The organism is Gorillibacterium sp. sgz306347, assembly GCF_059735245.1.
In genome coordinates this window covers 1-21,283 of sequence record NZ_JCAPET010000052.1, presented here as the reverse complement: position 1 = coordinate 21,283, position 21,283 = coordinate 1, and the positions used below count along the sequence as shown (strand labels likewise).

Below are 21,283 nucleotides of genomic sequence, written 5' to 3'. Positions count from 1 at the left end.
TTGAAGCTCATCGCTTTTTTATTGCCCCAGTTTCATCGGATACCCGAGAATGATTTGTGGTGGGGAGAAGGGTTTACGGAATGGACCAATACCAGAAAGACTCTTCCTTTATACGAGGGTCACAAGCAGCCAAAGGAGCCGTACGCGGATTATTACTACAATCTATTGGAACCGTCCGCTCGCTATTGGCAAGCAGAGTTAGCCAAAACGTACGGTATATACGGCTTTTGTTACTACCATTATTGGTTTAAAGGAAAACGGCTGCTTGAAAAGCCGTTCGAGCAGGTCCTAGAGCTTGGCGAACCAAACCTTCCCTTCTGTTTGTCGTGGGCCAATGAATCCTGGACGCGCAGATGGGACGGGGGTGACAAGGAGCTCCTGATCGGGCAAGATTATGGCGACGAGGGCGATTGGGAGACTCATTTCTATGCGTTGCTGCCGGCTTTTCGGGATAAGCGGTACATCTTCGTTGAAGGGAAACCGATATTTCTGATCTATCGCCCCGGAAACTTTCCCCGCTGCGAGGATATGATTGCTTTATGGAATAAGCTGGCGGTTGAAAATGGCTTAAACGGCATTTATTTTGTCCGTACGTTGGGAGGCTTTGAGCTTCTCAACCAGCAAGGATTTAACGCTAGCGTGGAATTCGAGCCCCATTATACGTTTGCTCATAGCGGCGCCAAGCATTTGTGGCGCTTTCTGAGAATAGGCGATCAGGAACACCTTGTCTTTGACTATGACGACGTATGGCTCACGATTCTGAACCGGTCGCATCATAGAAATGGTGAACAAATCTTTCCCGGAGCCTATGTGAATTGGGATAACACTCCACGGCGTGGATACAAGGGGCAGAGCTGCATTGGCGCAACCCCTGCAAAGTTCAGCTGGTACCTGTCCAGGCAAATTGAACGCGCCGTCAAGTTATATAAGAGCGAGTTTCTTTTTATAAACGCCTGGAACGAATGGGCCGAGGGAACCTATCTGGAGCCCGACAAACACACGGGATACGGATATTTGGAGGCAGTTCAAAGAGCGTTGCGGTCGGCCGGTGTGCAACCGTAACCGGGTATTTCAATCCATCACGTAATGCGCTGGATCGCAAGATTCGGCGTCCCCCCGGATACGACAATGAATACGACATAGTCGAACCCATCCGTTCCCCTTAGCACTAAACCTGGCTGATTCGTAGCGCCGGCAGAATAGAAAAGAACCTGTTGGGGGCTCGGCACACTGGCCGGAAGTGTCGCCTGGGTGCCGGAAGCCAGCCGGAAGACGGCGGAGACGCTGCCGCCGGTGTTTACCGTGCCGCCGACGCTCAAGTGATTGAACACCGTTTCGCTGCCGTTGACCTGAAGGTGCCCTTGAATCGTTTGATTTCCATTGACCTGCATATCTTGCATTACAGTCTGGTTGCCTGTTACCAAAACCGTATCAAATGTAGGCAATATCATCATTCCTTTCTAGGTTTTGTATTTATCATATGTAGGTTCAGCAACTTGGTTATAGTATAATTACTACATTTTTCTGCGGATTTTCCAGACTATATCAAAAGCGACTTTAAGAATTTTACAGTTTATTTGAAATTGCGGTCCCCTCACCTCCCCCGCCCTTCAATAGCCTCTGATTTCATGATACCCGTGATCCGTACAAAACCGATTGTACAAAACAGACCGAATTACATGCGGGATCTGAGGTAGTCGGAAGGGAGCATGGAGCTGAAATCCAGAAAGTCCCGTATGCCGTGGGCTTGGTCATAATAACCGCTGCGCAGTGCAGCCTGAGTCAATGTCATCTTTTCATTGCCGTTCAGCAGCCGCAGCATTTGCTGATACCTTATGATCCTGGAGAAGGTTTTCGTCCCTATGCCAATCCGATCGTAGAATATCCGCATCAGCTGTCTCTCACTGATTGCCTCTCTGGATGCGATCTCCTTGACCGGTATGTTTCCCTTTGCCCGATAAATATGCCCCAGGCAATTACGAAACGTATCCTCCCAAGCCAAATGGCCGGATAACCGCGAAAGCATGTATCTTTCCGTTCTGCAGACGGCCTCATGGATCGATGAAGCCCCGTAAAGCTGCCCCCTCAGTTCATTGGCAAACCCGTTCGCAACCTCCGCGAGGTTCACCATACGATTGGTAAATAAACTGGCGGACTCCCTTATAAAAGGCTGTAGTCCTCCCGGATAAAAACGAATGCCGAACGTTTCCACCCGTTCAAACTCCATATCAATCCAAAGGGCCCGATCCACCGTACCGATAACGAGGCACTGGATATGCGGCAAAACTCCGCTGATTCGAAACACAATATCCATGCAACCGTCCGGCACAATCATCTCCGTGCTGTCGATGCGTTCCTTCTTTGAAGCTTCCACCTGCATCGCATACCAATAACAAAAAATATATTTTTCAAGCTCGGCGGCAGGCTTCCATTCGCGATATCTGCCTGGAGAAGATAAGTTTGTTGAATGCGCCTGTACGGGAACATAAAGACACGGGTTCATCTTGCTTTCCCCTTCTTTTTCCGGAAGTTTTCGTTTCTAGTCATAAGCAATCCAAAAAACCCACCTTTCCATAGTGGGCTTCTTTAAATATCTCTCCCATATCCAGTTTAACCCTCCTTGCACATTGGAAGCACATGGAATATTGGTTATAGGAAAAGATTCCGCCAGAAGTGATTGCGGAGGAGCGGAACCATCGTGCTCTGTTGCGAGAAATCCAGATTGTACACTTGATTCGATAGCACGATAAGGGTAGGATCGGAAGTAAGGGTTCTTAAAAGAACAGACCAAGCAAGGAGGGTCCCATGAAAAAATTAAGCAGAAACGACCCTTGTTACTGTGGAAGCGGCCTGAAATACAAAAAGTGCTGTTTGAGCAAAGACGAAGCAGCCAACGTAACCCGTCTATCCGCTCCGGAGCCTCTGTCTTTGGCAGACACCATAGATCATGAGCTGAAGTGGCCAAATGAGCTGCACCGGCAGATTGCCCATCATTTTTATGATGGGAGTTCAGGCTTATATGAAGAGGAACACATCGCCAGCTTACTTCTTATTTGGAACAAGTTCGTGTTCGAGGTGAATCCGGTCACCCAGAAGCTGGGTGCCTACCCTTCGGCGTTAGAATATCTTCTTTGCCGGATTTACGGCTATCGTACCACCCAAAAGGGGCTGGCCGAAAAATACAAGGTCTCGGTCGCGACCTTATCCCAGCGGGCCAATCAGCTCTTCGATTTTTTGGATGATCTGGCTGCCGAAGGCCCAGCAGCTCCGAACCCCCATAACATGGAACGGGAGATGGCTCGCCTTTCTGCGCTGCTTGAAGAGCAAAACTTTGACACTCTGGAAGAAATGAACGAATTTCTTCAACAGAATATAAACGGCAAGCCTTCCCCAAGCAAAAAGTCGAAGAATGAAGATCAAGCGGCCGATCTTATCTACAGGGCATTGAACGAACCGAATCCGCAGCGCCGAATGAAGCTGGCTCAGGATGCGCTTCAGCTGGACCCAACCTGCGGGGATGCTTACAATATTCTTGCCGAATGTGCATCCACGCCAAAAGAAATGGCCTACCTATACAAACAAGGGATGCTGGTTGAAGAAAAGCGGTTAGGTAAAGCCTTTTTCAAGGAGCATGAAGGGTTCTTTTGGGGCTACCTGCCTACACGGCCTTATATGCGGGCAAAAAAAGGGTATGCGGAGGCATGCGCCCTATTGGACAAGATGCCCGAAGCAATCGAACACTACCGCGAGCTGCTGAAGCTTAACCCAATGGATAATCAGGGGGTACGCGAATTGCTCCTCTCCGCTTATATTGAGACGATGAAGTGGGAAGCCGCGGAGCAGCTTATCCGGCAGTACGATGAAGACAGCAGCGCTTTCTTTAATTACAGCCGCGTCCTTGTGGAATATGGGCAAAACGGGCGATCCCCCAAGATCTCCTCGCTTATAAATGAAGCAGTCGAGCAAAATCCATTCGTCCCTGCGTATCTTCAGGGCAAGAAAGGACTTCCCCGCAGCATGCCCGATTACATCGGATATGGAGATGATCGGGAAGCCATTGCCTACGCGCTCCTTAACCGCCACCTCTGGATAACCCGTCCCGAATTGCTGCGGCTTCTTCCGGAGCGAAGGAAATAAGCCGGTGCTATTTGCTTTTCATATCCATTGGAAAAAGCACCCCTTTGGGGTGCTTTTTTGGTATGGAGCGCGAGAAAGCCGCCGGTCGGGAATCATTCCAGCACGGCAGAAAGAATTCGTTTCATTCCCCATCATCCAACTCTTGCCCCTTTACATCTCTCTTCATTCGCTCGGCCAAAAATCCTTTTTCCAACCGCAAATGCAGAAGCTCCGTTCGCAGGTCCTGCTCCATGGTATGGACAGAAGTTGCGATCTCCTCGCCGATCGTCCGCCCCTTTTCACCGTATCGACTGACGTATTCCAACAGGGTCCACTGGCAGCCTTCACACAGCTTGATTTTCTCCAACAGTTCTTCTTCCTCATCAACCAGCTTCTCATAAAAATCATAGACCTCAGTCATGAGTTACTCCCCCCTCACTGGTATTGTTCGAGAGATGCGGCATGATCGTTTATTAAGGTGTACTAAGTTGTCTCGTGGCAGGGATGAAAACATGGACGATGACTAGAGGTGGAACTCAGCCTCCCCCAGTTCATCCATTTGCGTTCTTTGTTGATGACGGCAATCGGCTATGCAATTCGTTTTTCTCACCTTCCGCCACAAACTCGAATCTCGGAGGCAATTTGTTTGCCTATTACGACTGCTCTCTCCCATCTACGCTCTCGTACTACGCACTCATCATGTGGGTCAATTTTCCTATAACAAGTATATGAGATATGAATTTGCTTTTCAATGCCTATAGGATTGTTTTTATATAACGTCTATAGTAAATTGTCGTTCCTTCATTTTCGCTCTATGTTTTTTTTAGATGGTAACGCCCCGATTGGAGTGAGTCACTTGTCAAAAGCGGCAATATTGGTGGGTCAGAATATACGAAAAATCCGCCAGATCAGAGGATTAAGCCAGGAAAATCTGGCCTTAAAAGCGAGGATGAATCCCGTCTACATCGGACAAATAGAACGCGCGGAAAAAAGCCCGACCATTGACAGCCTTGAAAAAATAGCCGGGGCTCTGCAAATCGGGCTGGAAGAGCTATTCCTATTCGATAATTTATCTTCAGAAGAGATCGAAATGCCTTACGTGGAAAAAATCTTATACGAGCTCAAAGGCCGGACGGCAGCGGAACAAGAAGCGGTATATAAGTTCGTTAAGCAGCTTCTTCGGTTTCGTGATGAGAAAAAATAGTTCTATCATTCCTCAAATATAATTACAATGGGTATTATTCTAATGGTTTGGGGTTCGTACAAAAGCAACATTCCGTGATCGAAAAAAAGATGGAGAGCCGGGAAAACATTCGGCCCATTTCTAAAAGCCCGTCCATTTGCGAACCGCATCCATCGTGCAAGATGGTTAAATAACAAAAAAGCGGCCTTACCGGCCGCTTTTTCTGATATTTTAATGGGGGCGAGACGCGGAAATTCCACAACCCACTACCGTCTGATGCTGGGACTGTTTGGGGGTAGCTTTGTCCGCTGCATAAGCCAGTAGCTTGCTCGTATCAATGATAAGCTTTGCTGCTCGAATGAAACCGAATCCGACGATATCATGAACATCAATTTGATTTCAACCTTGCATGAACTCACGCTTAAGTCACCCAAAATTAGAGAATAACGGCACATAGACGTCTACAGATGTTCACTGTTGGTTACCGGACATCCGTACCTTCTACAGCAGTTTCAGATACCAATCAAATGTCTTACTAAGCGTTCTTGAAACGAGTGCAATAGAAGGTGTCGAATCCCCTGTTGTGTGGGCGCGATCGAGTGCGGCATAGTACTCCGCCCGATCTTCTTTCTCGATAACAATCGGCGGGTAACCGCTCTTCATGAGTTCAAAATTAAGCAGCAATCGTGCCGTTCTTCCGTTACCGTCAATAAACGGGTGTATTTTTATAAACTCACTGTGAAGCAAAGCCGCTCTTTCAACTGCATGTGCATCCAACTCCCAACCTTTATAGAACCGAACTAGCTGCTCCATCTGTTCCGGGACACGAACAAAATCAGGAGGAATATGGAGTGCTCCGCCTATGATGACATTTTCCTTCCTGTAAACACCTGCATGCTCGTCCTCAATCCCTTTTAAGATCAAACGATGAATATTCTTGATTTGCCATTCGGACAATGGTTCTCTACGGTTAACAATATCCTCCACGTAGAGAATAGCATCCTTATGATTAATGACTTCCAAATGCTCTTTAATCGTCTTCCCGCCGATGGTGATCCCCTCAAGGGCAACCTTCGTCTCCGATAAAGTAAGTGTATTGCCTTCGATGGCATTGGAATGATAAGTCCAGTTAATTATCATATGCTCCCGAATGCTGCGCAGGGTATGTATCGGCAGCGGCCTCTTTTGATCCAGAAGCTGTTTCTTTTCATCAATCTCCAGGAACATGATTGGATATTCACTCCGATCAAAAAAACGAATTGGATTAATTATACATCAGCTTGAATCTTAAACCAAACAGCAAAAATCCACTACCTCATTCGATAGTGGATTTACATGATGGAGGCGAGGGGAGTTGAACCCCTGTCCGAAGATAACGCAACACAGACTTCTACGGGTGTAGTGACAGTTTTGATGTCACCCGAGCGACGCCCCGTAACCGGCTTCGCGTTGGGTCAGCCTGATTGTCTTCTTCAGCACTCCCCAGGCGGAGATGTGACAGCGTATCCCACTAAGAGTGAGCCCTTATCCCGCTACATGGGCGATAGAGAGTAAGAGCCTGGAGACCGTTATTAGGCGGCCAGAGCCAGAGATTGATTACGGTTGCCGTTTAATAGGCGTTAGCTTAGTCACGATTCATACGATGGTCTATACAACTGTCACACATTCCAATATCATGTTTACCTACAGTATAAACCGTCCCACAAGTGTCACAATAGCTAATATCGCTAGGGTCCCCCTCATAACCACATGAAAAACAAACCCATCTGTCCTCATCTCCTACTAGTGACTCTTTACCACACTCATCACAAGTGTATAAGGGATATTCTCCACCCTGAGTTACACATTCATACTGACTAATATGAAGAACTTCTTCAATGTAATGTTGTGCTAGAACCTCTCCATCTTCGTGATGTTCACAGAATAAACATTTTGCATTTGTGTCGCCATCATAAGCAACAATCATGGCATCTTGACCGCAATGATTACAGTTTGTAATAAAACTGTTACCTGATTCTTTTTCTAAGTCAGCCTTAATTAAATCCATTCGTTCCTCAACAAACCCTTTAAGTTCTTGTACTCTTTCCCACACTGATTGAAATAAGTCTTTTTCTGCTTCATTGAATTCATCTCTATCGAGATTCTTAAGTATGAAGTCAACAACCACATTAAGTACTTTGTAGAAAGAAGATTTTAAAGCGGTTATTGATTCTTCCGATGTAAAGTGAATGAATTTATTTCGCTTGGCCTTTAAGACTTTTAATTCGTCTTTTGCTGGCTTGCTCAATTCTATCCCAGATATATTTTGCAGCCGAGAAATACATTCATCCTGATCAACGCTGACAAAGTCACCGGTTCTAAAGCTCAGTAAATTGGCTTTAGATACATCTTTGTATATTAATGACCAATGTTCTTGGACAAGTCTATGTTTTAATATTAGCTCAGTTCCTGATGATAGATGTAGTACCGCATATTTTAAGTCACTATCCCTCTCCTCTTTGAGCAAGTAATCTAAAGCGGATTCAACGAAATCTAATCCATTTTCCAACAGACTTAATCCAAGCTTATCATCCACGTTTCTCGCCCCCATACATTCAAGATACTAACGCGAAAATTAATCCAAGCTTTCAGATCCTCTTACCTGATGCACAATAGCATACAATTTCTTGTTATTTACACTAAAGGCAGAGTAACGGTCCGGTCTAACGTCTATGCCCGACTTATTCATATTTAACTCACCAATACAGCAGCATATAATTGACGTATTATTTGTTTCAAGATGTTTTATATAGTCCTCCAGAAAACCAAAAAGTCTAAATTGAGGGCGGTTATTTGCTTCAAAACGTTCATTAAAATGAACCTTTACCTTTTTGTTATTATTAATTTTCAAATTAATATAGGCGTACTTTTTTTCTTCATTCCAATAAAACTTCAAAACCTCTCCCACAACACACCTTACTTGCCCAATGTCTTTTTCATCAATATTCTCAATTTTTCTAACAGGTATGGGCGGCTCTCGGCCCTCTGTAACATCTTCACCTTCACCAAACAATGCACTCAAGCCGCTCGGAAGGAGCGTAGAGTCTATTTTCCCACCGCCTCTGACTCCATCAGCCTTGATAGTCCCTTCGCCTGATGAAAGCCCAGAAGTTCCTTGCTTCTGCAGAAAAGCTCTGTACGCACGCGACAAAACTGAACTCATATGCTCATCAGATATATTATACTTATAAGAAGGATCCCTTCTACGACGAGAATTTTCAGACTCTTCCTGCTCAATACCATTAGGACAACCTTCAATATGTAGTCCTTTTAATGGTTCCGTTTCACTTTTTCTCCATGTTCGAAAATGATTGACTTGAACATTGCCAGATACAAATATAAGTTTTGCAGTACAATTAGGATGTGGACAATATAAATGATCCCTGTATATTGTTTCGTAGCTCTCCTTATCTAAATCACTCGGGTTTAAGTAAAGTATGAGCTCGGTCCCATCTGTTTTTTTCTTTCTATATACTGCTTCGGTAATCTTAATTGACAAAATATTCACCCATTTCATTCTGTACGCTTGTAAAAAAGGCAGTCACTGCATAACAAAATCTCTTAGCCTTGACTGCCTCTATCGATGACTCATATGTAACTCGAGAATTATCTAGCCTCTTACCATGACTTCATTGATCGATCTAATCCTAGCAACCTCTAATTTGTTGAAATTTTCTATTGTTTTATTGTAGGCATTTCCCATATAGTTTTTATAATGTACAGTGATTGCTATTGCATAATTAATAAAGTCAGGTACATTCGCAGTATTCCGTTCCATACCGTGTAGAACTAAATAGGGTGCATTTATGCTCTGGTATTTATTTATTGGTATACTCTTTTTCACAATTGTATCCCACTTAAAATTAGCTCTTCTCTGCTGCTCATTTTTATAAATATTACCTGAAGCAGTTACTGGATTTGGGCCTAATTTCCAGCCCCTTTAATAATAGTTGCTCAATTTCATCCTTATCATTAATTAAATGCCTCTTAAACTTATTTTTCTTATCCGGGGAAATAATTTGATAAATATTTGACAGCCAACATTTTCATATATATGTTGACAATTAACAGCCGTCACGAGTCGAAAGAAGGAGATTTTTTCTACCTGTTGAATTTATTAATAGGAATTTTGTTTACCATATCCTTACGATTATAGTCCTGGATGGTTGAGGTGTTAGTAATGGCTGCAATTGATATCCGTATAGATAAATGGAAAAAGCGACTCCTTGATTTGGGAAAGAAAAACAGACTCATCAATTATCGGGAAACCAAGCGTTCCAACATAAAGATTGTAAATCCTGATCTTGCCGAGTTGTTTAGGCTCCTAGTCGTGAATGAGACAGCCTTAGAATTTCCTTTCCCTTATGAAGAACTCGAAGATGAGGGCGACGAAGTTGCTGAGCCATTTACTTCACTTGGTGACATCCAAACTAACCAATCCATCAAAGAGCAGCAGAAGACTTTAAGAAATCTTCGAAATAAAGCTAAGACAGCACTTGAAGAGCAGGGCGTCAATATCCTATATCTCACATTTGGCTTTCTCAAATGGAGGGAGAGCCTTGACTCTGACCAAACCATCACATCCCCTATCGTGCTTGTTCCTGTTTCACTTACACTAGAGTCCATTACATCCCCTTTCGTCCTGCGTTTACATGAAGACGAGGTTGTTATCAACCCAACATTAAAATATAAGATGGAACACGAATTTGGGGTAACTCTACCTGAATTTGATGCACATGAAGACAACATAACAGATTATCTCTCGACCCTTAGCAAAATAGTTATTAAGAACAAATGGGAAGTAGCTTTCGAAACAGGCTTAAGCCTACTCTCATTTTTGAAAATAAATATGTATGAAGACCTTGATAAGAATCAAGACAAAATTAAGGCCCATCCCGTTCTTCTCGGGTTATCGGGAGACAGAACTCAGATCAAAACATTGCCTGCTGAATTTAATCACTATGATCATGATAAGAAGACACGGGCTATTGATACGTTTCAAGTTGTCGATGCTGATTCCAGCCAGCAAGATGCCATTCTTTATTCAAAGAAGGGTGTCAGTTTTGTTCTGCAAGGCCCCCCAGGCACTGGGAAAAGCCAGACCATAACAAACATAATCGCTGAGAGTCTTGCTGAAGGTAAACGGGTCCTCTTTGTGTCTGAGAAAATGGCGGCACTTGAGGTAGTACATAAACGCCTGTCTCAGGCCGGCCTCTCCGACTTTTGCTTGACCCTGCACAGCCATAAAGCCAACAAGAAAGAGGTTCTGAATGATCTTGGACGCACACTGACATTAAATCGATTTAAGGTTCATGAAGAGGCAATCTCACAGCTTGAATTACTTGAGCGACAAAGAGAAAAATTGAACCATTATGTTACGGAGCTCCATACGATCATCCAGCCACTTAATCAATCTCTATATATGGTTAATGGGAAATTGGCAAAGTTATATGAGACCCCCGACGTTATATTCACCATTAACAACGTTGCTGGTACAACACCGGAACAATTGAATCGATACAAATACCTTCTAAACGAGTTATCCAAGACCATCGGAAAAATGACTGCTGATTATGCTCTAAACTCATGGAGAAACTGCAATGTGCCCAATGTTTCACACGAACTAAGACATGACATTGAAACAAACCTAAGGAAGCTAGCCCCTGCCTTCGAAACATTGTTAGAGACTATCAACAAAACGAACACAACAGTTGGTTTGAATAGGGGATCGAACTTATCCGAGATAGATGATCTCATTGAGATCCTCAATGTATCTGAGAAGTCACCGAGTATTCCGATCCATTGGGTAACAACGGATGACATTTCCTCGCTTATTCAGCAAGCAGAGAAATATCTCGAGATGAAAAAGGAGTATGAGGAGTATCAGGCTCAACTGCAAAAGGTGTATCATAGCGATTACTTCACAATGCAAGCTGAAGCTAGAAAGTCACAACTCCAAACAAAAGTCTTTGCCATTAAGCCGTTATTAAACTCTGATAGTTTCCCTACGGAAAACGATGTAATCAAGTTTGCTAAATCAATCATAAATGAACTATCCACTGTTTCCAAAATATTAGAAACCGTATCTGCCGCGGCAGATAGTATTGCTGAAGCACTCATGCTTCCATACAAATCCTCTGTTTCAGGCTTAGAGAGCCTACATGTGTTTATTAGTTATATACTTCTTAATCCAAGGCCAACCGAGGCATGGTTTGAACCGGGCAAGTACACAGCAATTAAGAAGATATCCTTAGAAGCTAAGAAGACCTACGATCAAATTAATGAAATTACAGCTTCTATCAACAGCCTCTATGATAAAGAAATCTTTGAGTTGGACTTCTCATCTATGCTTAAACGGTTCAAAGTTGAATACACCTCTTGGTTTAAACATCTTAAGAAGAGTTATAGATCAGATAAAAAACAAGTCCTAGGCCTTATGAAGGGCAGTAATCAAAAGATCGATGATCAAACAATTATCACCGTATTAAATCAGTTAAAGGATCTCTCCGATAAGCATGCCTGGCTTAAAGAGAATGATCGCCTCTTGAATGAATTGCTTGGAAGCCATTACGCGGGGAGTTTAACGGACTGGGAACTACTGGAACACTCACTTGAACATTTTTCAAGCATCATCAACTCATTCTCGGGTGAACCAATACAATCAAGCGTTAAGAACTTCCTTATTGATAGCGGTTCTACCTATCAAAGCCTTAAAAAGCACCATGAGAAGCTTGGAATGATTAAAGATAATGATCTACCGCTCATTCTCCAAAGAGTACTATCAACAACTTCGGATTATAAGGCCATGGAATCACCCGTACTCCTTGAAATGATTACTAGTGTAATTAATTCACTACAGGATCTAGATGAGCTATTTACAGAGGTGACCAGATTCAGCAGTAAAGAATTATCTTATGACGAGGTAATGGACGATCTCTCCAAACTCGAGATCATTCAGATCACTGACCTTACGATTAATTCGGAGAGTGAACGTCTTAAAGAGACGTATCAGAACTTCTTCAATGGTAGTATCCAGACGGACTGGAATTCAATCTTAGGTTCATTATCTTGGACAGGCGATTTCAAAAAGATACAAGAAAAATATGCCTTACCAATAGATTATATTAATCGCATTTGTTCCGACACATCATTCATCTCTGATGTCTCCGCATACAATAAGAACCTAAAGGACAGCTTGTCCCAGATACAAAAGGAATGGCGATGGTATGCAGACCTCTTCGACAACAAAGAAGAGTTAAACCGAACAGACTTAACAGAGTTGTCCTTAAAGATCCGCAATTGTCTAAATAACATTTCCGCATTGGAAGAGTGGATTGATTTCCGTAGTTGTAGGGATGAGTGTAATAAAGAAGGCCTAGCGGAGTATGTCCAGAAGATAGAAGAGCTTAAGATCGACAAGAACCAGATTGTAGGTACTTTTTTAAAGCGATTTTATCGACTTTGGGTAGACTCAGTGATCCTTAAGTTTCCTACAGTTAATTCATTCCGTAGTCGAAGTCACGATGAGATCATTCGTGAATTTAATCGCCTTGATCTGACTCAGCTTAACCTAGCCCAAACAAGGATTAAAGAACGGTTAGTCTCGAGGTTACCGGACCTTAACACTGCTACAATGGCCGTAGATGAGGTTGGGATATTAAAACGTGAATTAGGTAAGCAGCGTAAAATACTTCCTCTTCGAAAACTTTTCAGGGCGATACCTAACCTTTTGCTAACCTTAAAACCTTGTCTTATGATGTCTCCTCTGTCAGTAAGCTTATTTCTGGATGCGGATAATTATAATTTTGATGTTGTTATTTTTGACGAGGCTTCACAGGTTTGTACAGAAGACGCAATCGGAGCCATTATGAGGGGTAGCCAAGTTATCATAGCTGGCGACAACAAACAGTTACCTCCAACTAGCTTCTTCGCCGCGAGTACATCAGATGGCGACTTTGATGTGGACGATACTGATGACGAAGGTTTAGATGATACAGACGCCTTTGAATCCATCCTTGATGAATCTTTAACTGTTCTTGCAGAGCGTACACTAAGATGGCATTACCGAAGCCGCCATGAACATCTAATCGCTTTTTCTAACGCCAAGATCTACAATCATGATCTAATCACATTTCCTTCTCACATCGATAAGGTTCCTAATCACGGCGTTGAATACATTTATGTCGAGAACGGGGTTTATGACCGGGGTGGCAAGAAGTGTAACTCCAAGGAGGCTGCACGTGTAGCAGAAATGGTTTACGAGCATTTCCGCAATTATCCCGACAGATCCTTAGGCGTAGTCACTTTCAGTGAAGCCCAACAACAAGCCGTTGACACTGCCATTCGTCAATTGCGTTTACAAAACCAAGAGTATGAGAAATTCTTCAATGAAGACAAGGAAGAGGCATTCTTTATTAAAAACCTGGAGAATGTGCAAGGTGATGAACGGGATACCATTATCTTCAGCATCGGCTATGCAAAAGATCCAAACGGTGTAATGTATATGAACTTCGGGCCTTTAAGCAGATCGGGCGGCTTCCGCCGGTTAAATGTTGCCATTACCCGAGCGAAATATAACGTGAAACTAGTGGGATCAATCCGGCCAAATGATATAAAGCTGGAGAGCACAAACGCTGAGGGTGTCAAGATGCTACGTTCTTACATTGAGTTCGCCATGAATGGCCCTGACGCAATCCTTAACGAATTAACGTATACCGATACAGTAAACGTGGACTCCCCGTTTGAAGAGTCTGTTTATGACTTCTTAGTTAAGAATGGATTCTCTATAGCTACTCAAGTAGGCTGCTCCGGGTATCGAATTGATCTAGCCGTTAAACACCCCACATTAAGCGGTAGGTTCGTCCTAGGGATAGAATGTGATGGAGCTACTTACCATTCAGCCCGGACGGCTAGAGAACGCGATAGGCTGCGTCAAACGGTCTTAGAGGATATCGGTTGGAAGATCTATCGCATATGGTCAACCGACTGGATTAAAGACCCAATAACAGAGGGACGAAAGCTACTTGAGGCAGTAAATAAAGCATTAAATGAATACTCCGAAAGCAATACTAATTCGGGAGCGACACCTAGACTTCAAGACGATCTCTATCAAGAATCGATAAGCATTGAGGTTATTGAAAATCCCGTATCGAATGACGAACACTCATACGATAACCCCTATTCATTCGATTATTACGAAGAGGCCAATGTGTATGAGGTAAAACGCCCTTCAGATGATACAACGTATTTGAAGAACGTTATCAAGCATGTGGTCCAGAAGGAATACCCGATCCATTTTGAATTACTGTGCAAAAGATTGGCCGGATTGTTTGGAAATCAAAAGGTGACAGTCAAAGTCCGGGACTCAGTCAACTATGTGATCGATAGGTACCTTACAGATAAATTAGAACGGAGAGAGGATTTTCTCTGGATCAAGGGAGCCGACAACATCAAAGCGAGGGTCCCCCTTTCTAATGACGTTGGGGTTAGAACAATCGCTCATATCTCGCGGGAAGAAATCGCTGAGGCTATGCTCCAAATAGTGAGCAAGAGTATCGGAATCACTACCAATAATCTTTATTTGGTTACTGCACGTGCATTTGGATTCAGCAGAACTGGAGGCAACATCAATCATGCCATGCAGCAGGCATGTGATTATTTGATTGAATCTGGGGTTGTAAAAAATTCGGGCGGCAAGATTGTAACATTGTAGAATTGCGAGAGGCATTCACTGCCTCTCTTTTTCATTTCGTTATTATATGTATTCATGGCGGTCAACCCCCTCTGTCTTCGCATAGCATCAGGGAAACTCACTGTATGCATGACAAGAAGACATGTACAAAGCTATGCACAGCAAGGCATTATAACCACCATGTATAGCTACATCCGCATAAAAAAACAGTGAGCATGCCCTTTAAGAGCACACTCACTGGCCTTACGTATGGAGGCGAGGGGAGTTGAACCCCTGTCCGAAGATAACGCAACACAGACTTCTACGGGTGTAGTGACAGTTTTGATGTCACCCTAGAGACTCCCCGTCACCGGATTCCCTTCGGGTCAGCCTGATTGTCTTCTTCCGTTAGCCCCAGGCGGAGACTAGCCGGCGTATCCCACTAAAGTTGAGCCCCTATCCCGCCACATGGGCGATGGAAGGTAGGAGCCTGGTGACCGTTATTAGGCGGCCAGAGCCAGAGAGTTGTTTTGTTTGCCGTTTAATTGGCTTTAGCGTTGTTGAAGTGGACGCGTCCCCACTACCCGCTACCCATGCCCGAACTATCCCCGTCGAATCCAAAAACGCCCCCGTAATCGGGTCGCTTCCGAATCAAATCGTGCGAACGGAATCGAGCCATAAGCAACTCATTTACAAAATCATTATACCACATTTCCGCCCCAAACGGGGAGGAAACCGCAAGAAAACCGCGTAGTTTCTGCATGTTTTCGAGCAAAACAGTCTTTCATCCAATAAATGTTTAAATGCATAAAAAATTTCTTTTCTTAACCTTTTCTCCGCCTAATGAACCAAGCGCGTGAAATTTTTGCGGCCTAAACCATAGACTTGCTTAGTGATCCGGCATGTAAAAAGGTAACGAGATTAAGCAGCCGTTACCGCGCCACCTTTTGCTTCTCGCGCAGCGCCCGCTGAATGTCGCGGTTTGCATCGCGTTTGGCTGCGGTGTCGCGCTTGTCATAGCTCTTCTTTCCCCGGCCGAGGCCAAGGAGAAGCTTGGCATAACCATTTCGCGTGTAAACCTTGAGCGGTACCAGCGTGTAGCCTTCCTGTTTGACCAGCCCGAGCAGCTTGTTGATCTGCGAACGGTGCAAAAGCAGCTTGCGCGCGCGCGTCGGATCGGTCGGGTTGTTCCGGTTGCCCTGCTCAAACGGGCTGATGTGCATGTTGTGCACAAACGCCTCGCCGTTTCGGATGGTCGCGAAGCTGTCGCTGAGATTCGCTTTGCCGCCGCGCAGCGATTTGATTTCCGTGCCGGTCAGCACCATGCCGCATTCAAAGGTTTCTTCGATGAAATAGTCATGGGAAGCCTTTTTGTTCTGGGCGAGCGCCTTGTGTTCCGCATCGCTTTTCTTCGCCATGTTCCCCACTCCTCATCTGTTCCAAACTTTTGGCGGCTCTCCCGGCATCCGTCGTTCCCAAATCTTCATGCCGCCTGTTCTGTTCCACCCTGATTTCGTCCTAAAAGGCACCCCCGCCTCTTATAAAAAGAGGGAGAACCCGCCGCAAAAGCCCGATCCATCAAGGTTCAGGACCTCATTGTAACAACTCCCCCAGTGCAAATCAAGGGGAGCGTTCGGCTTTAGTCAATCCTTCCGGCCGCTGCGGAAATTCTCCGGGTTCCTTGACACTTCCTTCGGGTGCCCCGTGAAAAAGCCAGCCGCCCAACGCGGGCGGCTGACCATGCAAGGTTCGTGCTACTTCTTTTTACGGCTGCGCTTCGGTTTGGTTTCACTGATCGAATCGGCTCCAGCCTCGCCGCCGTTCTCGCTCGTGCCGCCCGGCTTGCGCGTGCCGGCTCCGGCGCCCCAGCTCGCCGCCGGGCCGCCGTAGAACTGCACGCCCGGCGCTTCCTCGCGCCGGCGTCCGCCTTTGCGGCCCGCTCCGCCGCCCGGCGGGGGTGTCGTGCCCGGCCCGACGGCGAAGCCGCCGGCGCCCCGGCGGCGCTTGCCGCCCACGGCGGCCGGCACGCCTGCTTGCGCGCCGAGCGCCTGCCCGGCCGTCATCGCGCCCGCTCCGCCGCGCCCGCGCTTGCCGCCGGCACCGCGTCCGCCTGCGCGGCCTGCCGCGCCTGCCGGCTCCGCGGCCTCGCCGCCGCGCACGGCGAACGCTTCGCCGCGTGCGCCGACCGCGCCGCCCTGCGCGAGGTCGCGCACCTCGCGCGCGGCCCCGCCGCGGCCTCCTGCGCCGCCTTTGCCGCGTTTGCGGCCGCGTTTTCCCGCGCCGGGCATCGGCCCGCTCATCCACTCGCCGGCGTCGGCCTCGTCCGCGCCCGGAGCGCCGTCCGGCGTCACACCCGCCGGCTCGCCGACCGCCTGCCCGGCCGCCAGCGCGCCTGCGCCGCCCCGGCCGCGCTTGCCGCCGGCACCGCGTCCGCCCGCGCGGCCCGCTTCCGCAGCTCCGCCGCCATACGCGCCTGCCTCGGCGCCCTGCCCGCCGGCTCCAGCAGCCGTCCCGCGGCCTCCTACGCCGTCACGCTCAGCAGCTCCCCGGCCGCGCTTGCCTGCGCTTCCGGCCTTGCCGCCGCGTTTGCCGCCTGCCTGCGCTCCGGCCAGCACCGCAGCAGCGGCCTTCGCCCGGCCGCCAAGCTTCGGCTTGCCTTTGCGCCCGCCGCGCCCAAAGCCGCCTTCGCCGCCCGCGCGGCGCGGCTTCATATCGACGAACTCGAAGTCGATATTCCGCTCCTCGATGCTCACCTTCGTCACCCGCACCTTGACCTCGTCGCCAAGGCGGAACATGCGGCCGGTCCGTTCCCCGACCAGCATATGCTGCGCCTCATGATGGATATAAAAATCATCCGTCATGTAGCTCAGCCGGATCAGCCCTTCCACCGTGTTCGGCAGCTCGACAAAGATCCCGAACCCGGTCACGCCGCTGATAATGCCTTCGAATTCCTCGCCTACTTTATCCAGCATGTACTGGGCTTTTTTGAGGGCGTCGGTTTCGCGTTCCGCTTCCACCGCCAGCCGCTCCCGCTCCGAAGACTGGCGCGCGTAATCGGCCATCCGGGCGTTCAGGTGCTCCAGCCTTTGCTCGGAAAGCGTACCCCCGTTTTCCAGCACCTCGCGAATCACCCGGTGGATGATCAGGTCGGGGTAACGCCGGATCGGAGACGTAAAATGCGAATAAAACTCCGCCGCCAGCCCAAAATGCCCCAGGCTCTGCGAATCGTAACGCGCCTGCTTCATCGAACGCAGCAGCACGGTGCTGATGACGGTTTCTTCCTTCGTGTCCTTGATTTCCTCCAGGATCGTCTGCAAGGAGCGGGGGTGAATTTTGTTCCCTTTCCCGCCCTTCAGCGCATATCCGAACGCCGTGATGAACTCGGCAAAATGCAGCAGCTTCTCGCTGTCCGGCTCTTCGTGCACCCGGTACAGGAACGGCATTTTCAGCCAGTGAAAATGCTCCGCCACCGTCTCGTTCGCCTTCAGCATGAATTCCTCGATGATCTGCTCGGCGATGGACCGCTCTCTTTTGACGATATCGGTCGGCTTGCCTTCCTCGTCCACGAGGATTTTCGCTTCCTGGAAGTTAAAATCGACCGCCCCGCGCTGCATCCGCTTGCGCCGGAGCATCAGAGCCAGCTCTTCCATCAGCTTGAAGTCGTCCACCAGATCATTGTAGCGCTCCGTTACTTCGGGGTCCTCGCCCTGGAGGATTTTGCGCACGTTGGTGTACGTCATGCGCTCCACCGTGCGGATCACGCTTGTAAAAATATCGTGGTTCACGACAATGCCCTGCTCGTCGATCTCCATTTCACAGGACATCGTGAACCGGTCCACCTTCGGGTTCAAGCTGCAAATGCCGTTGGACAACCGGTGCGGCAGCATCGGAATAACGCGGTCGGTCAGGTAAACGCTCGTCCCGCGGTTATACGCTTCCTTGTCCAGCTCCGAGCCTTCCCGCACGTAATAGCTGACGTCCGCAATGTGCACGCCGAGGTGGTAGTTCCCGTTGGGCAGCTTTTTGACGATAACCGCGTCGTCCAGGTCCTTCGCGTCTTCGCCGTCGATGGTGACGATTTTTTCTCCGCGCAGGTCGCGTCGTCCGGCCAGATCGGCTTCGGAAATCGTATCCGGGACGCGCTCCGCTTCCTCCATCACCTCGTCCGGAAACTGCTCGGGCAGCTGGAACTGGCGGATGATCGACAAAATGTCGACCCCCGGGTCGTCCTTGTGCCCCAAAATCTCGATGATCTCCCCTTCCGCCGCCGAGCGGCCTTCCGGGTAGTTGACGATTTTGGCGACAACCTTTTGTCCGGTCACCGCGCCCATAAAGGCATGCTTCGGGATAAAAATATCCCGGGCCACCCGCTTGTCGTCCGGTATCAAAAAGCCGTAGCTCTCAAAATTCTGAAAGGTGCCGACGATCTGGGTGATCGCCCGCGTGGCGATCCGCACCACTTCGCCTTCGAGCCGCCCGCCCGAAGGGCCGCTGGTGGTCACGCGAACCAGCACGATGTCGCCGTTCATGGCGCCCATCATGTCGTTGGCGTTGATGTAAATGTCCGGCTTCTCCCGGTCCTCCGGGATGAGGAAGCCGAAGCCTTTTGGATGGGCCTGCAGCTTGCCCCGGATCAAGTTCATCCGTTCCGGAAGCCCGTAGCGCTCCGTTCGCGAGCGGACGACCAGCCCTTTTTCCTCCAGGGTGTTGAGCAGCTTGAGGAATTCCTTGAATTCCACCGCATCGTTAATGCCGAATTCCTGCTCCAGCTCCTGGTACGTCATCGGCTTGTACTGCTCCCGGGCTAAATAATCCAATAATTCCCGTTCCGTTATCATGGCATCACCTGCTTTGTCACTAGTATGCGCGAATCTGCGAGTCTCTAACCGCGGGCGGGCTTCATCATTTACTATTACCCAATTCCCGCGTCCCATCCCATATATGTAAAATCGGCCGAAATCAGCGCCGACCAAGCCGTCACCTTCTCTTTCGGTCAAACCGCGGCAAAACTTAAGCAAGCGGCGAAAATGAATCCGAAAAAGCGCTGCGTTTTTCCCCGGGCATAAATAACGAGAGTGCCCCGCCGGTGCTACTGCGCCCGACGGTAAGCAGCTGCTCTAAGCCTACGGTCAGCATTCCCGGTCCCGCACCGGCTGAGCAACATCGCGAAACGCTACGGCCCTGCGGCGGCTAAGCAACACCGCTGAAACCTTCGGTCAAGCTCCGCCAGCCCTGCGGCGGCTTTGGGCTTTCGGTCGCTGTTGGTTTCGGATTTCCTCTTTGGAAACCGCTTGTTCGCGGACGAAATCCGAAACCAAAGGCGAACGCTCCGCTCCTGCAGCCCAAATCCCCTCCGGACCGGCTCCGTCGACCTGTTGAAACCTATGGTCAAGCTCCGCCGATCCTGCGGCGGCTAAGCAGCACCCGCTGAAACCTTTGGTCATGCTCCACCGGCCTGCGGCGGCTAAGCAGCACCCGCTGAAACCTTCGGTCATGCTCCGCCAGCCCTGCGGTGGCTTTGGGCTTTCGGTCGCTGTTGGTTTCGGCTTTCCTCTTTGGAAACCGCTTGTTCGCGGACGAAATCCGAAACCAAAGGCGAACGCTCCGCTCCTGCAGCCCAAATCCCCTCGGGACCGGCTCCGTCGAACCGTCGCTTTGTTAGGCAGTTGGTCTTCCTACCTCAGCTTTTTTACAGCCACTGCCTGCCCCGCTGCTGCCGTGCCGTCGGCAAAACTCCCGAGAAGCCTCCGCTGCCTAGTTCCCATTCGTTGTTACATTACCGAAGGAAGATACGGAGCCCCGGCGTTGTTCCGCCACTATTACGAAAATCTCCCTCCAGTTACTACGCTACTAGGCAGCCCATATGTGCCATTCCAGCCGCCAGTCCCCATCCCTATTTCCGTGCCTTTCTCCTTACACACTTCCCCCATTTTTAATCAATTTGAGGTGAGAACCTAGGGGGTGGCACCGAAAATGTGCTGCTGGACTGAGGAAGCGATCGTTAAAAAGGAGTACCTATCCGAATAATTGCATAGAGACACTTATTTCCTGCCATTTGCCTGCATTAGCACCCAATAGTTGCGAAAACGCACTTATTTCTTTATAAATCAGCGGAAATTAGCGAAAACAGATGATTTAGTTGCCTTTTTGCAACTATTGATGAGAAAACGAGCTGAATCACGAAAATTTAGTGCACCTTTGCACCTATTTAGCGGTTCTACTCGAGTGAGCGGTAGCGTCAAGAAGTTTGTGTAAGGCAGTAGGAATATCCAAAA

Annotated in this window: 12 protein-coding genes and 2 other RNA genes; 4 read left to right on the top strand and 10 right to left on the bottom strand. The window is 48.0% G+C overall.

Annotated elements, in window-relative coordinates; translation table 11 throughout:
* Positions 1 to 1,062, top strand: a complete 1,062-nt coding sequence (locus tag AC6I6H_RS19705) for a glycosyltransferase WbsX family protein (RefSeq protein WP_497955877.1) — start codon at positions 1 to 3, stop codon at positions 1,060 to 1,062.
* 17 nt (positions 1,063 to 1,079) lie between these two features.
* On the opposite strand, the gene AC6I6H_RS19700 is transcribed toward AC6I6H_RS19705, so the two are convergent.
* Together AC6I6H_RS19700 and AC6I6H_RS19695 are read right to left on the bottom strand one after the other, a co-directional pair.
* On the bottom strand, positions 1,080 to 1,445 hold the full coding sequence (locus AC6I6H_RS19700) for a hypothetical protein (protein ID WP_497955875.1): 366 nt from the start codon (positions 1,443 to 1,445) through the stop codon (positions 1,080 to 1,082).
* A 230-nt stretch (positions 1,446 to 1,675) separates the two neighbouring features.
* Positions 1,676 to 2,503, bottom strand: coding sequence for an AraC family transcriptional regulator (locus AC6I6H_RS19695; RefSeq protein WP_497955874.1), 828 nt, complete (start codon positions 2,501 to 2,503; stop codon positions 1,676 to 1,678).
* Positions 2,504 to 2,805: 302 nt separating this feature from the next.
* On the opposite strand from AC6I6H_RS19695, the gene AC6I6H_RS19690 reads away from it, so the two are divergent.
* A complete protein-coding gene (locus tag AC6I6H_RS19690) occupies positions 2,806 to 4,137 on the top strand; it encodes an SEC-C metal-binding domain-containing protein (RefSeq protein ID WP_497955871.1) in 1,332 nt (443 codons plus the stop codon).
* Between the two features lie 121 nt (positions 4,138 to 4,258).
* On the opposite strand, the gene AC6I6H_RS19685 is transcribed toward AC6I6H_RS19690, so the two are convergent.
* The gene (locus AC6I6H_RS19685; protein ID WP_497955869.1) at positions 4,259 to 4,537 is read right to left on the bottom strand and encodes a hypothetical protein; all 279 of its coding nucleotides are present in this window, start codon (positions 4,535 to 4,537) and stop codon (positions 4,259 to 4,261) included.
* Between the two features lie 435 nt (positions 4,538 to 4,972).
* Between AC6I6H_RS19685 and AC6I6H_RS19680 the strand changes: the two genes are divergently transcribed.
* Positions 4,973 to 5,320 carry a helix-turn-helix domain-containing protein gene (locus tag AC6I6H_RS19680; protein ID WP_497955867.1) on the top strand — a complete coding sequence of 116 codons (348 nt, stop codon included), beginning with the start codon at positions 4,973 to 4,975 and terminating at the stop codon, positions 5,318 to 5,320.
* 480 nt (positions 5,321 to 5,800) lie between these two features.
* Here the strand turns inward: AC6I6H_RS19680 and AC6I6H_RS19675 are convergent, their stop codons facing one another.
* From AC6I6H_RS19675 to AC6I6H_RS19660, 4 genes are all read right to left on the bottom strand, one after another.
* On the bottom strand, positions 5,801 to 6,526 hold the full coding sequence (locus AC6I6H_RS19675) for a Fic family protein (RefSeq protein WP_497955866.1): 726 nt from the start codon (positions 6,524 to 6,526) through the stop codon (positions 5,801 to 5,803).
* Positions 6,527 to 6,635: 109 nt separating this feature from the next.
* Positions 6,636 to 6,963: a transfer-messenger RNA gene (ssrA, locus tag AC6I6H_RS19670) on the bottom strand.
* Positions 6,924 to 7,874 (bottom strand): hypothetical protein, encoded by a 951-nt coding sequence (locus AC6I6H_RS19665; RefSeq protein ID WP_497955865.1) that lies wholly within the window; start codon positions 7,872 to 7,874, stop codon positions 6,924 to 6,926. Before AC6I6H_RS19665 ends, ssrA (AC6I6H_RS19670) begins: the two co-directional genes overlap by 40 nt.
* A 39-nt stretch (positions 7,875 to 7,913) precedes the next feature.
* Positions 7,914 to 8,855: a hypothetical protein gene (locus AC6I6H_RS19660; protein WP_497955863.1), complete on the bottom strand. Its 942-nt coding sequence runs from the start codon at positions 8,853 to 8,855 to the stop codon at positions 7,914 to 7,916.
* A 663-nt stretch (positions 8,856 to 9,518) separates the two neighbouring features.
* Here AC6I6H_RS19660 and AC6I6H_RS19655 point away from each other — a divergent pair.
* Complete coding sequence (locus AC6I6H_RS19655) at positions 9,519 to 15,050, top strand: DUF4011 domain-containing protein (RefSeq protein WP_497955862.1); 5,532 nt, start codon at positions 9,519 to 9,521, stop codon at positions 15,048 to 15,050.
* A gap of 226 nt (positions 15,051 to 15,276) precedes the next feature.
* Here the strand turns inward: AC6I6H_RS19655 and ssrA (AC6I6H_RS19650) are convergent.
* The 3 genes from ssrA (AC6I6H_RS19650) to rnr form a co-directional block, all read right to left on the bottom strand.
* Positions 15,277 to 15,639, bottom strand: a transfer-messenger RNA (tmRNA) gene (gene ssrA, locus AC6I6H_RS19650).
* 301 nt (positions 15,640 to 15,940) lie between these two features.
* A complete protein-coding gene (gene smpB, locus AC6I6H_RS19645; protein ID WP_497955860.1) occupies positions 15,941 to 16,426 on the bottom strand; it encodes an SsrA-binding protein SmpB in 486 nt (161 codons plus the stop codon).
* A gap of 336 nt (positions 16,427 to 16,762) precedes the next feature.
* The gene (rnr, locus tag AC6I6H_RS19640; RefSeq protein WP_497955859.1) at positions 16,763 to 19,846 is read right to left on the bottom strand and encodes a ribonuclease R; all 3,084 of its coding nucleotides are present in this window, start codon (positions 19,844 to 19,846) and stop codon (positions 16,763 to 16,765) included.
* Positions 19,847 to 21,283 lie beyond the last annotated feature (1,437 nt).